The following is a 14032-nucleotide window of genomic DNA, read 5'->3' as shown; positions in this document are numbered from 1 at the left end:
GGATATGTTCTTCCGTCGAAGGGGGGTGGCGTCGAGTGTCCACACCAGCCGCCACGACCGGGCCGCTGCGCCGCGTTCCGGTGCAGGGTCGAAGTGTCGCGCGCGTCCAACGGATGTTGGACGCCTGTGCCGAGCTCGTCGACGAGGTGGGGTACGAGGGGTTGACCACCACGTTGCTCGCCGAGCGGGCCGAGGTGGCGATCGGGTCGGTCTACCAGTTCTTCCCGGACAAGCGGGCGATCGTGCAGGCGTTGACGCTGCGCACCATGGAGTCCTACCTCCAGCGGCTCGACGAGCGCTTCGCCTCCGACGACCTGACCCACTGGTGGGACGGCGTCGACGCGGGCATCGACGAGTACATCTCGATGCACCGGACGGTCCCGGGCTTCCGGACCCTGCACTTCGGTGACGTCGTCGACCTGCACCTGCTCGACGAGCAGCGGGACAACAACGGGGTGATCGCCGACCAGTTGGCCCGGGTGCTCACCGAGCGGTTCGGCATGGTCGACGAGCCACGCCTACGGTTCTGCCTGGAGATCGCCGTCGAGGCCGCCGACGCTCTGATCAAGCTGGCGTTCCGCCGCAAGCAGGAGGGCGACGAACGGGTGCTCGCCGAGGCCAAGGCGCTCATCCGGGAGTACCTGCACCGCCACGTCGAGGCTCCGACCGAACCCGCCGCCCAGCCCTGACCGGCCGGCCGGGCCCACGAACCGCCCCGGAACCGGCCGCAGCCGGTTCAGTGCCGTCCGTGGGTGGCCCGGGAACCGGCCACGACGGGTGGGTCAAAGGAAGGCGTGGCCCTCGCCCCGGTAGGTGGGCACCGTGGCGACCACGCTGTCCCCGTCGACCAGGTGCAGGTCGTTGACCCGTTCGCAGAGTTCGCCGGCCTTGGCGTGCCGGAACCACACCCGGTCGCCGATCCGCAGGGCGGCTGCGGCGGCGCCGGTGAGCGGGGTCTGCACCTCGCCCGCGCCCTCGGTGCCGACGAGTTCCAGCCCGGCCGGCAGCCACGGCCGCGGCAGCCGGCTCGTCGCCGCCGGTCCGGAGGCGATCCAGCCGCCGCCGAGCACGGTGGCGATCTCCGGCGTCGGGCGGCGGACCACCGAGCAGGCGAAGAACGCCGCCGGGGTCGGCCGCCAGGCGCGGTAGGCGTCGAACAGCGTCGGGCCGTACAGCCCCGAGCCGGCGGTGACCTCGGTGACCGAGGGGTCGGCGCTGGTGGCGGCCACGCTGCCGGTGCCGCCGCCGTTGACGAACTCCAGGTCGGCGTGCTCCCGGACGGCGGCGACCGCCGCACCCCGGCGGGCCAGCAGTTCCCGGTACGACCCGCGCTGGGCGATCCGGATCGCGGCGCTGAGCGCGGCCTGTCCGGGCGGGGCGTCGCCGAGCCCGGCGATCTGTGCCTCGTACGACATCAGGCCGACCAGCCGGAACCCGGCGCGGCGGGCGACGGCGGCGGCGAGCGCGCCGGCCGCCCGGGCGCTGTGCACCGGCGAGCGGCGGACCCCGACGTGCACCCGGCCGCGCAGGGGTCGCCAGGAGGCGTCGAGGTCGAGGCAGACCCGGATCTCGGGTCGGCGACCCGGGGCGCACACCGAGTCGACCAGGTCGAGCTGCTCGGTGCTGTCGATCATGAGGGTGACGGCCGCGGCGAGTTGCGGATCACCGGCCAGGGCGGCGAGCGCCCCCCGGTCGGCGGTGGGGTACGCCACCAGCGCGTCGCCGGTCGCGCCGGAGCGGACCAGCCAGTTCGCCTCGGCCAGGGTGAACGCCATCACGCCGGCCCAGCCGGCATGGGCGAGCGCCCGGTCGAGCAGGTCGCGGGACCGGATCGACTTGCTCGCGGCGCGGACCGGCTTGCCGGCACTGCGGGCGGCCAGCGCGGCGGCGTTGGCGTCGAAGGCGGTGAGGTCCACCACGGCGTAGGGCGGGTCGAGGTGGGCGGTCGCCTTGTCGAGGCGTTCGCGCAGGGTGTCGCTGTCGATGGCCACGAATGCACGCTAACTGTCCGGACGGCAATGCGAAATACCCTCACGTCCTACCGGGCTGCGGCCGGTGGCATCCGCGGCCTAGGCTCGGCGAGCAGGAGAATGTCGCCGGTGGGGAGGCCCCCACCGGGTCTAGAGTGTTGCACCGGGACTGCCCAGAGTTGGGCCGGCGCGTGGAGGTACGGCCATCGAAAGCCAGCAGAACGGCGAGTCGTCCGGCGCGTCGTCGTCCGGCCCCGCCGGAGCCGCCGCCCAGACCGACCGCTCCGGAGCTGCGGCGATCCGGTCGGTGCTGCGCATCCGGCCGTTCCGGCGGCTCTGGATCGTGCTCGGCGCGGCCTCCTTCGGTGACTGGCTCGGCCTGCTCGCCACCTCCGTCTTCGCCGCCGCGCAGGTCTCCGGCAGCACCGCCCAGGGGGCCGTGTTCGGTGGTGTGATCGCGATCCGGCTGCTCCCGGCGCTGGTGCTCGGGCCGGTGGCCGGCGTGCTCGCCGACCGGTTCGACAGGCGCTGGACGATGGTCATCTGCGACCTGCTGCGGTTCCTGCTGTTCGCCTCGATCCCGCTGGTCGCGCTGCTCGGCGTCCGGGGCGGCGTGGTGGTCACCTGGGCGGCGGTCGCCACCTTCCTGATCGAGTCGATCACCCTGCTCTGGATTCCGGCCAAGGAGGCCGCGGTCCCCAACCTCATCCCGCGCGCCCGGCTGGAGACCGCCAACCAGCTCACCCTGATCACCACGTACGGCCTGACCCCGGTCGCCGCCGCGATCGCCCTGGCGGTGCTGGACCGCAGCGTGCGCGGGGTCACCGGCGGCGAGATGCCGGGCTGGGCCGAGCCCGCCCAGCTCGCCCTCTGGTTCAACGCCCTCTCCCGGCTGGCCACCGCGCTGGTGGTGGCCTTCGGCATCAAGGAGATCAGCCAGGCCCAGGCCCGGGAGCGGGGCGAGCGCGCCGAACAGGGCATGTTCAGCCAGTTCACCGAGGGCTGGAAGTTCATCGGCCAGACCCCGCTGGTCCGGGGCCTGGTGCTCGGCATCTTCGGCGCGTTCGCCGGTGGCGGCATCGTGATCGGCACCGCCAAGTTCTTCGCCGCCTCGCTCGGTGCCGGCGACGCCGCCTTCTACATGCTGTTCGGCGCGATCTTCATCGGCCTGGCGGTCGGCATCGGGCTCGGCCCGATGATCGTCCGGGACATGTCCCGCCGCCGCTGGTTCGGCATGAGCATCGTGCTGGCCAGCGCGTCCGTGCTGGTGCTGGCCTTCGCCATCCACCTGTCGATGGCCATCCTCGGCGCGATCATGGTCGGCGCGGGTGCCGGCATGGCCTTCCTCGCCGGCACCACGCTGCTCGGCGGCGAGGTCGCCGACGAGGTACGCGGCCGGGTCTTCGCCGTGGTGCAGATCGGCACCCGGCTCGTGCTGATCCTGGCGATCGCGCTGAGCAGCCTGCTGGTCGGGGTCGGCGGCTCGCGTCAGCTCACCATCGCCGACCTCGGCATCTCGGTCTCCTCCACCCGGCTGCTGCTGCTCGCCGCCGGCCTGGCCGGCATCTTCGCCGGGATCAGCGCGTTCGGGCAGATGGACGACAAGAAGGGCGTGCCGGTCCTGGCCGATCTGTGGGGCTCGATGCGCGGCCGGCCGCTGATGCCGGCCGAGCCGTTCGTCTCCAACGGTCTCTTCGTGGTCTTCGAGGGCGGTGAGGGGGCCGGCAAGTCCACCCAGCTGGAGAAGCTCGCCGCCCGCCTGCGCGAGCAGGGCCGGGACGTGGTGGTTACCCGGGAACCGGGTGCCACGGCCGTGGGTGAGCGGATCCGGGCCCTGGTGCTTGAGGATTCCGGCGCGGACGCCCCGTCGCCGCGCGCCGAGGCGCTGCTGTACGCCGCCGACCGGGCCCACCATGTCGCCACCGTGGTACGTCCCGCGCTGATCCGGGGCGCGGTGGTGATCAGCGACCGGTACGTCGACTCGTCCCTGGCCTACCAGGGCGCGGGTCGTACGCTGCCGGTCGACGAGGTCTCCTGGCTCTCCTCCTGGGCCACCGGTGGGCTCAAGCCCGACCTGGTGGTGCTGCTCGACGTCGACCCGCGCACCGGCCTGTCCCGGGCCGCCGCCCGCAACCAGGGGGCCGACCGCCTGGAGGCCGAGTCCGTGGCCTTCCACGAGCGGGTCCGCTACGCCTTCCTCGACCTCGCGGCCAACGATCCGAAGCGTTACCTGGTGCTCGACGCGGCCCGCCCGGTCGACGAGATCGCCGGTCAGGTCGGCCGCCGGGTGCAGGAGTTCCTGGTGGACCCGGCCGGCATCGTGCACCCACGTCCCGCGCAGGGGCCGGACACCTCGGTCCAGCCCGAGTTATCCGACACGGAGCTGGTGGGGATGGAGCACCGGACCTGATGCCGGACGTCTTCGCCGAACTGGTCGGCCAGGACGACGCGGTCGCCACCCTGCGCCGGGCCGCCGCGTCGGCCGCCGCCGTACTGCGCGCCGCCCACCTCCCGGCACCCGCCACCGCCGACGACCCGGACGACGACCTGGCCGCCCTGGCCGAGGCCGACGAGGTCGACGGGGGAACCGCGACGACCGTCGACCCGGGTGCCGGGATGACCCACGCCTGGATCTTCACCGGCCCACCCGGTTCCGGCCGATCGGTGGCCGCCCGCGCCTTCGCCGCCGCCCTCCAGTGCGTGCACGGCACCGGCTGCGGCACCTGCCCCGGCTGCCACACCACGCTCACCGGCACGCACGCCGACGTCCGGCTGGTGGCCCCCGAGGGGCTCTCCATCGGCGTCGGCGAGATGCGCGCCCTGGTGCTGCGGGCGGCGAGCACCCCGTCCGGCGGACGCTGGCAGGTGGTGATCATCGAGGACGCCGACCGGCTCACCGAGGCGGCCGGCAACGCGCTGCTCAAGGCGGTAGAGGAGCCGCCGCCGCGGACGGTCTTCCTGCTCTGCGCCCCGTCCACCCACCCGGAGGACGTGTCGGTGACGATCCGGTCACGGTGTCGGGTCGTACCGCTGCGGCAGCCCTCGGCGGCGGCGGTCGCCGACGTGCTGGTCGCGCGGGACGGCATCGCACCCGACGTGGCGCAGTGGGCGGCCGCCGCCGCCCAGGGCCACGTGGGGCGGGCCCGGCGGCTGGCCCGCGACCCCGAGGCGCGTCAGCGCCGGGACGCGGTGCTGGCGGTGCCGCGCCGGCTGACCGGGGTGGGCACCGCGCTGGACGCGGCGTCGGCGCTGATCGAGGCGGCCGAGGCGGAGGCGGCGGCCTCGGTGGCGGAGTCCGACGCGGCCGAGCGGGCCGCGTTGCAGACCGCGCTGGGCGCGGGCGGCACCGGCCGGGGTGCGGCGGGCGCGACGCGGGGCTCCGCCGGCCAGCTGAAGGACCTGGAGAAGCGGCAGAAGTCGCGGGCCACCCGGGCCCAGCGGGACGCCCTGGACCGGGCCCTGGTGGACCTGGCCGGTTTCTACCGGGACGCGCTCACCTCGGCGCTGCGCGCGCCGGTCGCCCCGGTGCACACCGACACCGCCGCACTGGCCGAGGCGGGCGGGCAGAAGTGGGCCCCGGAGGGGGCGCTGCGCCGGCTGGAGGCGGTGCTGGAGTGCCGGGCCGCGATCGAGGCGAACGTCAAACCCCGCATCGCCGTGGAGGCGATGATGCTCTCGCTCTGGCGCGGCTGACCCCCGGTTCCCGCCCATCGACACGTGTTGACGGGGTGCGGTACGGTCCCGGTGGGCCGCGGTGATCGTGGTGGCACGCAGGGTGAGGTCTACCTGGGGGGAGATCGGATGCCGCGCGGCGAGATCGACGAGGCGTGGATCGAGGAGGCGGTGCGGCGGTACCGCCGGATCGAGTCCCTCCAGGCCGAGTTCGACCGGGCGGTGGAGACCGTCGAGGTGACCGTCCGCTCGCCCGACGGGCTGGTCGAGGTGGTGGTGACCGCCGGCGGGCGGATCACCGACGTGCGCTTCCTCGGGCCGCTGCACAACCGCCACCCCCGGGACGTGGCCGGCTCGGTGCAGGCCGCCGTGACGGCCGCCGCCGACGCCGCCCAGTGGGCCCGGGAGAAACTGCACAACGAGACGTTCACCGCCTACCGTCCGCTCGCGGGGGCGTGAGATGGACGCCCTGCGCGCCCTCGCCGACCGCCTCGACGAGGCCAGCGCCACCCTCACCGCGCTGTCCCGGACGGTCACCGCCACCGACCCGCCGCACCCGGCGTTCGGCGCGCACGCCGCCGGCCGTCCCGGCGAGGTCGGCCGGGCCCTGCACCGGCAGTGGACGACCGCCACCGACGGCCGGGCCCGCGAGGCGGGTGCCGCCGCCGCCCGGCTGGCCGCCGCCGCGTCGGCCGTCCGCAGCGCCGCCGACCGCTACACGTCCACCGACGAGGCCGCCCGCCGCCGGTTGGCCGGGGAGGCGTGATGGACCCGCTGGACCGGCTCGCCGAGCCCGGCCTGGACCTGCTCGCCCGGGTCGACACGCTGCTCGCCGCCGGTGCGCCCGAGGCACACCCGGTCTGGCCGCTGCTGCGCCGGATGCAACTGCTGCCGGGGGAGGCCCTGCGCGCCTTCCTCGACCTGCATCCCGCGCCGCTGGCGACCGCCGGCCACGCCGTGCGCCGGCTCGTGCGGGGGTACGACGACGCGTGCGCCGCCCTCACCGACCCGGGCATCTGGTCGGGCCCGGCCGGGGCGTCCTACGACGAGGCCCGCACCGCCCTGCTGCGCCACCTGGACGAGGGTCCGGAGAGCCTGGTGGGCCGGCTGGAGTCCACCGCCGGTTATGCCGACGCGCTGGCCGACTGGGTGGAGGGCAGCCGGCTGGCGGTGGCCCGGGTGCTGGCCGAGGTGCTCGGCTCCACCGAGGCGGTCCGGGTCCGGGCGGCTGCCGGGGCGGGTGTCGGGCCCGCCGGGGCGGCTGCGGCGGCCGAGATCGCCACCCGGGTGCTCGCGGTGCTCGGGGTGGCCTACGACGGGGCGGAGACGCTGCTGCGCCAGTGGTCGCCCAGCCTCGCCGAGTCGACCTGGCGGCCGACCGGCGGGCCGTCCTACCACGGCGGCCCGGTGCGGATCGGCTGATGGACCGACCGACCCGGCGGGGGCCCGCCCGCCGCACCGGACCGGTTCCGTCGATCCGTCGTAGGCTGATGGCATGGGCATGCTCTGCGCGGTCAGCTTCAACCGGTACGGGCGGCTCTACTACCTCGACCCGGGGGAGTTCAGCCCGCAGGTCGGTGACCGGGTGCTCGTCCCCACCGACGACGGCCCCGAGGTGGCGGAGTGCGTCTGGGCGGCGCAGTGGGTCGCCGAGGAGACCGACGGCTTCCCGAAGCTGGCCGGATTGGCCGGCGACGACGACCTGCGCCGCGACGAGCTGCTGCGGCGGCGCAAGGCCGAGGCGAAGGTGGCGGCGAAGCGGCTGATCCGGGAGCACGGCCTGCCGATGAAGGTGGTCGCGGTCGATCACGTCCTCGCCGCCGCCGAGGGGGCCGGGGACCGGACGACCGTCTATTTCACCGCCCCGCACCGGGTGGACTTCCGCTCGCTGGTCCGGGACCTGGGCGCGACCCTGCACTGCCGGGTGGAGCTGCGGCAGCTCTCCGCTCGGGATTCGGCCCGGGTGCAGGGGGGCATCGGTTCCTGTGGCCGGGACCTGTGCTGCGCCACCTTCCTCAACGACTTCGAGCCGGTGACCATCCGGATGGCCAAGGACCAGGACCTCCCGCTGAACCCGCTGCGGATCTCGGGTGCCTGCGGCCGGCTGATGTGCTGCCTGAAGTACGAGCACCCGTTGTACGCCAGGTTCGCCGAGTCCGCCCCGGCGGTCGGCAGCCGGGTCAGCACGCCCGAGGGGGACGGCCGGGTGGTCGGCCACAGCGTCCCCAGGGACGCGGTGACCGTCCGCCTGGACGCCGACGGCTCGCGCTCCATGTGCTCCCGCGCGGACGTCTGTGGCTCCCGCAGCGCCTACGAGAGCCGTAACCTGGCCGGCCCCGCAACCCCCACCCCCTGACTCCCCCGGGGCGCTCACCGGCCGCCCCTCCCGTCGGGGTGATCAAGAGGTTTGCGTCAGTGTGGGCGCGGCAGGTGACGCGAACCTCTTGATCAACATCGATGGATGGGCAAGCGGGTGGCGGGCGTGGCACGGCCGGTGACGGGGCGGTCAGGTGAGGGTTACCGGGGGTTCGGCGAGGCGGAGGGTCAGCGGGGTGCGGGGGGTCAGCCAGGAGGCGGTCGGGGACTGGTCGGGGTTGAGCTGCCAGTCGTGGCAGACCCGGTCGACGGCGATCGGATAGACGGTCAGCGTGCCGTCCGGGTCGATCCGCAGCCGCAGGAACGACTTCGAGTCCTCGATGCCCTGCCCGGCGAACAGTTCGTTGACGTTGACCCCGAAAGCCCCCGCCACCAGCAGGTATGCGGCCACCACCTGGGTGGCGACCAGCCCGATCACCGGGCCGTAGACCACGGCGGCGGCGACCGCCGGCAGCGGCCACGGCCAGTGGTAGAACGGCAGGTGCAGCCAGACCCAGGTGCCGGCGACCGCGAGCGCCACGTGCGCCAGGCCGTGACCGATGCCGAGCAGCCAGTGCCGGACGTGCCGTTTCCCGCCGGCGCTGGGCGGCTTGGCGAAGAATGCCGCGCCGAGCAGCGTCACCCCCAACATGATCACCAGTGGCACGCTGAACAGCCGCTGCTCGGTGCCGGTCCGGTTGGCCGCGACCCCGGCCATGGCGAGCATCAGCAGCGTGTGCAGGGTGCCGAGCAGGGTGCCGAAACCCGGGTTGCGTCGGGGCAACCGGTGGAAGATCCCCCAGCCGTAGCGACGGGAGCGGGCCGCGTCCGGGAACCGGGCCACCAGGTCGTACGCCCGGGTGCGGCTGGCCCGGCGGGACAGGGTGTCCTTCGGCGGCACCTCGATCCGCTCGGGCAGGGTGTGCGTCGGATACAGGTACGCCCCGCCCCCGCCGCAGGTGATGAGCTGGCGTTCCGGGCCGGCGTACCGGGCGTAGTGGTGCAGGTCGCCGGAGACCAGCAGCCGTACGTGCGCGCCGGTGGGCGCGATGATCGTCCGGACGAAGTAGTCGATCGAGTCGTACGCGGTGGGATGGTCGACGGACTTGACCCAGGTCGGTGCCGGCACCGCCAGGATCACCCGGGACTGCGGGCCGAGCCGGCTGGCCACCTCGTCGAAGTACGACAGCTGCGGGTCGTCCAGGTAGGAGCCCGACTGGTCGTCCAGCCCCAGCAGCCACCACCCGGCCGGCAGTTCCACCGCGAAGTACGACCGGGACTGGCCCGTGCCCCAGCCGCCGAAGTTACGGTCCCGGGAGCGGACGAACAGCCGCAGGAACGCGGTCAGCCCGTCGTACCAGTCATGGTTGCCGGGCACGGCGAACAGCATCGGCCGCTGCGGCGGGGCCACCGGCAGCGCCGCCTGGTACGGCCCCTTGCACCGGTCCTCGTACGCCTCGTAGGCCGCCGACGGGTAGACCTGGTCGCCGCCCATCACCAGGGTCTGCGCCCGGGGCAGCCGGTGCCCGTCCACGGTCAGCTCCGGCTGGGCCAGCAGGTACGCCACCGAGTACGTGGCGTCGAAGCCGTCACCCAGGTCGGCCACGTAGTCCAGCCAGAGCCCACCGTCGGGGCCGACCTGCGTGCCGATCCTGGCGTCGAGCGCGTTCTGCAGCTCCCGCTTGTCCAGGTACGCCCCGAACAGCATCGCCAGCAGGGTACGGATGCCGGTGCTGATCAGCAGGAACGGTGCCAGCCAGGGGACCGGCTTGCGGGGCGTGAAACCCAGCTCCACCGGATCGGTGCCGCGTGGCCTGCGCACGGCCCGCTCACCGGGGGCGTGCTCGGCGTCCGGGTCCGTTGCGGGGCCGTCGGGGGTGGCGGGGCGCTCGGGGGTGGCGGGGTCGTCGCTCACCCGGGCAGCCTAGCCGTCCCGCCCGACACGGATGTCCCTTGATGTCCGGGTCCTCCGGCGGGGAACCCCCTCGGTCGCGCCGGGGGTCGTACCGTACACTTGGCGGTCGTTGCCGCCTTAGCTCAGTCGGCTAGAGCGACGCACTCGTAATGCGTAGGTCGACGGTTCGATTCCGTCAGGCGGCTCGGGTAACCGTAAGGCCCCGCGATCAGGCGAAACGCCAGGTCGCGGGGCCTTTACGTTGCCGCCGACATCAGCTCGCCCGTTGCGGTGGACCCGACCCGACCACGGCGGTGGCTTTCCGCCGTTCGGGTCTCAGGAGCGCTTCTTCGTCCAGATGACGTAGACGGCGCAGAGGATCAGCATGAGAACGGCGATGGTGGTCCAAGCCCAGCGGGCGAAGGGCTCGTCGGCGACCAGGGCGCGGATGCCCGCCATGACGGCAACCGCCAGCGGGCCCAGGCTGAACCACTCGGAGTGCTCGGAGTAGGTCAGATCCTTGATCGCCTGCCTCATGCGGCCAGTCTAGGTAGCGGCGGTCGGAGGGGGACTGCACGGGTGTCTGTCCGCCGTTGCCCACACGTTCGAGAACTCCTGCTCAGGCTCGATTTCTCGGGAGGCGGCGGGCGGGCGTGGCCGAGGTGGTGTGCTCCGCCCCGCTCCCGGTCGGCGGAAGTCCCCGGTACTCGGTACTACCGCCTACCGGTACTCGGTGCTACGGTATACCGGTACCCGGTGATACCGAATACCGGCTGGAGGGGAACTGCGATGGAGGATCTGACAGAGATGCTGAAGGGCACGCTCGAAGGTTGCGTGCTCGAACTCATCAGCCGCGAGGAGACCTACGGGTACGCCATCACGCGCCGGCTCAACGAACTCGGCTTCACCGACGTCATCGACGGCACGGTGTACACCATCCTGCTGCGTCTGGAGCGCAACAGGCTCGTCCAGGTGGCGAAGCGGCCGTCCGAGGTGGGGCCGCCGCGCAAGTTCTACACGCTCAACGACGCCGGGCGCAGGGAGCTTGCGACGTTCTGGACGAAGTGGCAGTACGTCTCCTCACGGATCGACAAGCTCAGGGAGGGTGGGGCATGAACTTCTGGGAGACCATCACGGGCAGTGATCTGACCCGGGAGTGGAAAGCGTTCGACGCTCGGGCACGGGCGCTGCCGGCCGGTTACCAGGCCGCATGGAAGCAGATCGTCACTCATCTCTACCCGTACGGAAGCTTCACGGGTCGCAACCTGACCCCTCTCGCCGATGCCGCCCTCGGGCTGCTGGAGGAGGCGGCGGCCGAGGGGCAGAGCATCGACGAGGTACTCGGCGACGACGTCGCCGGCTTCGCGACGGCACTGGCCGGTGGAACGGGAGCCAGCAGCTACCGCGACCGCTGGCGGGAGCAGTTGAACCGGAACGTCGCACGCAAACTGGCCCGGCTGGGAGGCTGACGTGAGCATCAGGGACATCATCGAGGGCAAGAAGCAGTGGCGGGCGCACGTCGCCCGGGTCAAGGCCCTCCCGCCCGACTACCGGATCGTCTACCAGGAGATGCAGCGCTACCTGTTCAAGGTCGGGCCGACCGATCTGCTCGACGGGGATCTGCTTCCGGGGATCGTCGACTTCTTCGAGGAGGGCGTCGCGGCCGGCAAGGGCGTCCTGGAGGTCACCGGCACCGATGTCGCGGCCTTCTGCGATGAACTGATCAAGGACTCGCGCACCTTCGCGGACATCTACCAGGAGTCCCGCGACCGGTAACACCGAGATGGAGCGGACCGGCAACGCGCGGCCGGAGCGCCGACCGGCCCTGGACCCGCATCCCCGCCGACTCCGGCCCGCGCATCGCCGACGACCTGGACGCGCTGCGCGGGATCGTCCCGGCCGAACTCCACACCCTGGTTCCCGACGCCGTGCCCGAACCGACGATCGAGGACCTCGACATCTGATCCACGCCTGACCAGCCACGGACGAGCCGCCGGCCCGTCCGTCGGTCACCCACGTCCCCACGTCACGGACGGCGCCGACGACGCCGTCCGGCGATGACCCACGCTCACGTACAGGAGGCGGCACATGGCGACAGCCAGCCCGGCGATCCGGGTCAACGGACTGCGCAAGTCCTACCAGAAACTATCCGTGCTCAGGGGCGTCGACTTCGAGGTGGCGCGCGGCAGCATCTTCGCGCTGCTCGGCTCGAACGGCGCCGGCAAGACCACTGTCGTACGCATCCTTTCCACCCTGCTCAGGCCGGACGCCGGTACGGCGAGCGTGCACGGCTTCGACGTCGGGTCCGAGCCGCTGCGGGTACGCGAATCGATCAGCCTGACCGGGCAGTTCGCCGCCGTCGACGAGATCCTGACCGGCCGGGAGAACCTGATCATGGTGGGCCGGCTCCGCCGGGTGGGCGACCCGCGCGGGACCGCCGACGACCTGCTCGACCGGTTCGGACTGGCCGACGCCGGCGGGCGTCGCGTCGGGAGCTACTCGGGGGGCATGCGCCGCCGGCTCGACATCGCGATGAGCCTCATCGGTGACCCTCCGGTCATCTTCCTCGACGAGCCGACCACCGGCCTCGATCCCGAGGGCCGGATCGAGGTGTGGCACGAGATCCGGAAGCTCGCCGGCGGCGGGACGACGGTGCTGCTGACCACGCAGTACCTGGAAGAGGCCGAGAAGCTCGCCGACCGGATCGCGATCCTGCACGAGGGCACGATCATCGTCTCCGGCACCCTGGCGGAGCTGCGAAAACTGCTGCCGCCAGCCAGGGTCGAGTACGTCGAACAGCAGCCCACCCTCGAGGAAGTGTTCCTCTCCGTCGTCGGAAAGCAGGCCTGACCGTGACCAGACACGTCCTCGGTGACACCGCGGTGATGCTCGACCGCTCGATCAAGCACGTGACCCGCAGCCTCGACACCATCATCACCGTCACGATCATGCCGATCGCGTTCCTGCTGCTGTTCCGATTCGTGTTCGGTGGCGCGATCCAGGCCGACACCGACAACTACACCAACTACCTGATGCCCGGCATCCTGCTGATCGCGATCGCCAGCGGCATCTCGTACACGGGATTCCGGCTGTTCATGGACATGAAGAGCGGCATCTTCGAGCGGTTCCACTCGATGCCGATCGCCCGATCGTCGGTGCTGTGGGGGCACGTGCTGACCTCGCTGGTGTCCAACGCGATCTCCGTGGCGGTCATCATCGGCGTCGGAGTGGTGATCGGCTTCCGCTCCTCCGCCGGGCTGCTGGCCTGGCTCGCCGTGGCGGGCGTGCTCACGCTGTTCACACTCGCGTTGACCTGGCTCGCGGTGATCCCCGGCCTGACCGCGTCCACCCCGGACGGGGCGTCCGCCTTCTCGTACCCGCTGGTCTTCCTGCCGTTCGTCAGTTCGGCGTTCGTCCCCACCGCGACGATGCCCGGCCCACTGCGGGCCTTCGCCGAGAACCAGCCGGTCACCGCGATCGTCGACGCCATCCGGGCACTGTTCGGGCAACAGCCGGTCGGCAACGACATCTGGATCGCGCTCGCCTGGTGCTCGGCGATCCTCGTCGTCGCCTACGCGTTCGCGATGGTCGCCTACCGCCGCAGGATCGCCTGAACCCGGGGCCTGCCCGCCCGCACGCGGTCGACGTCCCGACCCCGTCCGGCGGTCCGGTGGGAGAGCCCAGGTCACCCGACCTGGGCTCTCCGTCCCGGTGTGGGTCGGCGGGACGGGAGGCGACGTCGGCACCCGGAGCCGCCGCAACGGCACCGGTCGATGCCCATTGTCTGGTACGGCTAAGGTCAGCAGTCGGCTACCGTACGCATGCGAGGATGGGACCCCTCGATGAGATGTGCCTTCTGTGGCCGGTGGTGGCCGCTGCCCTGGGCGTGCGGCCGGTGCCGGCGCGACCGCCGCCGGATGCGCCGCGACTACCTGCGCCGCGCCGCCCCGCAGGACGCGCTGCGCGACCTGACCCGCACCGACCCGGACCGCTGACCGCCCTCCACGCCGCCAGGCGGAGCGCCGGCCACACGCCGCCCGGCCGAGCGCCGCCGGCACCCCGCCCGACGGAGTGCCGGCCATCACGCGGCCCGCAGGAGCGCCGGCCACCGGAGGCACGTTCCCGCCGTGGCTATCCTGGG

Annotated in this window: 16 protein-coding genes and 1 tRNA gene; 14 read left to right on the top strand and 3 right to left on the bottom strand. The window is 72.8% G+C overall.

Translation table 11 applies throughout. From position 1 onward, the window contains the following. Positions 1 to 113 precede the first annotated feature (113 nt). Positions 114 to 689, top strand: a complete 576-nt coding sequence (locus tag ACN260_RS27270) for a TetR/AcrR family transcriptional regulator (RefSeq protein WP_204925808.1) — start codon at positions 114 to 116, stop codon at positions 687 to 689. 93 nt (positions 690 to 782) lie between these two features. Here ACN260_RS27270 and ACN260_RS27265 read toward each other — a convergent pair whose 3' ends face one another. Beyond that, positions 783 to 1991: an amino acid deaminase/aldolase gene (locus tag ACN260_RS27265; protein ID WP_422753683.1), complete on the bottom strand. Its 1209-nt coding sequence runs from the start codon at positions 1989 to 1991 to the stop codon at positions 783 to 785. A 277-nt stretch (positions 1992 to 2268) separates the two neighbouring features. Here ACN260_RS27265 and tmk point away from each other — a divergent pair, with 277 nt between their 5' ends. The 6 genes from tmk (at position 2269) to ACN260_RS27235 (ending at position 7998) form a co-directional block, all read left to right on the top strand. Further along, positions 2269 to 4380, top strand: coding sequence for a dTMP kinase (tmk, locus tag ACN260_RS27260; protein WP_422756844.1), 2112 nt, complete (start codon positions 2269 to 2271; stop codon positions 4378 to 4380). Then, on the top strand, positions 4380 to 5663 hold the full coding sequence (locus ACN260_RS27255; protein WP_422753682.1) for a DNA polymerase III subunit delta': 1284 nt from the start codon (positions 4380 to 4382) through the stop codon (positions 5661 to 5663). The genes tmk and ACN260_RS27255 overlap by 1 nt, the downstream gene beginning before the upstream one ends. 108 nt (positions 5664 to 5771) lie before the next feature. After that, positions 5772 to 6101, top strand: a complete 330-nt coding sequence (locus ACN260_RS27250; RefSeq protein ID WP_088643476.1) for a YbaB/EbfC family nucleoid-associated protein — start codon at positions 5772 to 5774, stop codon at positions 6099 to 6101. Between the two features lies 1 nt (position 6102). After that, the gene (locus tag ACN260_RS27245; RefSeq protein WP_402893497.1) at positions 6103 to 6408 is read left to right on the top strand and encodes a hypothetical protein; all 306 of its coding nucleotides are present in this window, start codon (positions 6103 to 6105) and stop codon (positions 6406 to 6408) included. Next, entirely contained in the window at positions 6408 to 7064 is a 657-nt protein-coding gene (locus tag ACN260_RS27240; protein ID WP_422753681.1) for a hypothetical protein, read from the top strand. Before ACN260_RS27245 ends, ACN260_RS27240 begins: the two co-directional genes overlap by 1 nt. A 73-nt stretch (positions 7065 to 7137) precedes the next feature. Further along, on the top strand, positions 7138 to 7998 hold the full coding sequence (locus ACN260_RS27235) for a PSP1 domain-containing protein (protein ID WP_422753680.1): 861 nt from the start codon (positions 7138 to 7140) through the stop codon (positions 7996 to 7998). A 150-nt stretch (positions 7999 to 8148) separates the two neighbouring features. Here the strand turns inward: ACN260_RS27235 and ACN260_RS27230 are convergent, their stop codons facing one another. Further along, complete coding sequence (locus tag ACN260_RS27230; protein WP_422756843.1) at positions 8149 to 9819, bottom strand: metallophosphoesterase family protein; 1671 nt, start codon at positions 9817 to 9819, stop codon at positions 8149 to 8151. Positions 9820 to 10023: 204 nt separating this feature from the next. On the opposite strand from ACN260_RS27230, the gene ACN260_RS27225 reads away from it, so the two are divergent. Further along, positions 10024 to 10097, top strand: a tRNA-Thr gene (locus ACN260_RS27225). Positions 10098 to 10227: 130 nt separating this feature from the next. Here the strand turns inward: ACN260_RS27225 and ACN260_RS27220 are convergent. After that, the gene (locus ACN260_RS27220) at positions 10228 to 10428 is read right to left on the bottom strand and encodes a hypothetical protein (RefSeq protein ID WP_422753679.1); all 201 of its coding nucleotides are present in this window, start codon (positions 10426 to 10428) and stop codon (positions 10228 to 10230) included. 252 nt (positions 10429 to 10680) lie between these two features. On the opposite strand from ACN260_RS27220, the gene ACN260_RS27215 reads away from it, so the two are divergent. From ACN260_RS27215 to ACN260_RS27190, 6 genes are all read left to right on the top strand, one after another. Further along, entirely contained in the window at positions 10681 to 11007 is a 327-nt protein-coding gene (locus ACN260_RS27215; protein ID WP_364316837.1) for a PadR family transcriptional regulator, read from the top strand. Then, positions 11004 to 11360 carry a DUF1048 domain-containing protein gene (locus ACN260_RS27210; protein ID WP_422753678.1) on the top strand — a complete coding sequence of 119 codons (357 nt, stop codon included), beginning with the start codon at positions 11004 to 11006 and terminating at the stop codon, positions 11358 to 11360. The genes ACN260_RS27215 and ACN260_RS27210 overlap by 4 nt, the downstream gene beginning before the upstream one ends. A gap of 1 nt (position 11361) precedes the next feature. Continuing rightward, a complete protein-coding gene (locus ACN260_RS27205) occupies positions 11362 to 11667 on the top strand; it encodes a DUF1048 domain-containing protein (protein WP_422753677.1) in 306 nt (101 codons plus the stop codon). A 312-nt stretch (positions 11668 to 11979) separates the two neighbouring features. Beyond that, a complete protein-coding gene (locus tag ACN260_RS27200) occupies positions 11980 to 12741 on the top strand; it encodes an ABC transporter ATP-binding protein (RefSeq protein WP_422753676.1) in 762 nt (253 codons plus the stop codon). Positions 12742 to 12743: 2 nt separating this feature from the next. Then, positions 12744 to 13505 carry an ABC transporter permease gene (locus ACN260_RS27195; RefSeq protein WP_422753675.1) on the top strand — a complete coding sequence of 254 codons (762 nt, stop codon included), beginning with the start codon at positions 12744 to 12746 and terminating at the stop codon, positions 13503 to 13505. A gap of 228 nt (positions 13506 to 13733) precedes the next feature. Beyond that, positions 13734 to 13886, top strand: a complete 153-nt coding sequence (locus tag ACN260_RS27190; RefSeq protein WP_168222372.1) for a hypothetical protein — start codon at positions 13734 to 13736, stop codon at positions 13884 to 13886. The last annotated feature ends 146 nt before the right edge of the window (positions 13887 to 14032 follow it).

It is taken from the genome of Micromonospora sp. WMMD708 (assembly GCF_049315245.1).
In the GTDB taxonomy this organism is placed as follows: Bacteria; Actinomycetota; Actinomycetes; order Mycobacteriales; family Micromonosporaceae; genus Micromonospora; species Micromonospora wenchangensis.
The sequence above is the reverse complement of the archived record's forward strand: the minus strand, read 5'-3'. Positions and strand labels throughout refer to the sequence as shown.

Bases quoted from the DNA above. Each gene is read 5' to 3' on its own strand.
- ACN260_RS27270 (WP_204925808.1), top strand. From the start codon at position 114: ATGTTGGACGCCTGTGCCGAGCTCGTCGACGAGGTGGGGTACGAGGGG.
- ACN260_RS27255 (WP_422753682.1), top strand. From the start codon at position 4,380: ATGCCGGACGTCTTCGCCGAACTGGTCGGCCAGGACGACGCGGTCGCC.
- ACN260_RS27250 (WP_088643476.1), top strand. From the start codon at position 5,772: ATGCCGCGCGGCGAGATCGACGAGGCGTGGATCGAGGAGGCGGTGCGG.
- ACN260_RS27245 (WP_402893497.1), top strand. From the start codon at position 6,103: ATGGACGCCCTGCGCGCCCTCGCCGACCGCCTCGACGAGGCCAGCGCC.
- ACN260_RS27240 (WP_422753681.1), top strand. From the start codon at position 6,408: ATGGACCCGCTGGACCGGCTCGCCGAGCCCGGCCTGGACCTGCTCGCC.
- ACN260_RS27235 (WP_422753680.1), top strand. From the start codon at position 7,138: ATGGGCATGCTCTGCGCGGTCAGCTTCAACCGGTACGGGCGGCTCTAC.
- ACN260_RS27220 (WP_422753679.1), bottom strand. From the start codon at position 10,428: ATGAGGCAGGCGATCAAGGATCTGACCTACTCCGAGCACTCCGAGTGG.
- ACN260_RS27215 (WP_364316837.1), top strand. From the start codon at position 10,681: ATGGAGGATCTGACAGAGATGCTGAAGGGCACGCTCGAAGGTTGCGTG.
- ACN260_RS27210 (WP_422753678.1), top strand. From the start codon at position 11,004: ATGAACTTCTGGGAGACCATCACGGGCAGTGATCTGACCCGGGAGTGG.
- ACN260_RS27200 (WP_422753676.1), top strand. From the start codon at position 11,980: ATGGCGACAGCCAGCCCGGCGATCCGGGTCAACGGACTGCGCAAGTCC.
- ACN260_RS27190 (WP_168222372.1), top strand. From the start codon at position 13,734: ATGAGATGTGCCTTCTGTGGCCGGTGGTGGCCGCTGCCCTGGGCGTGC.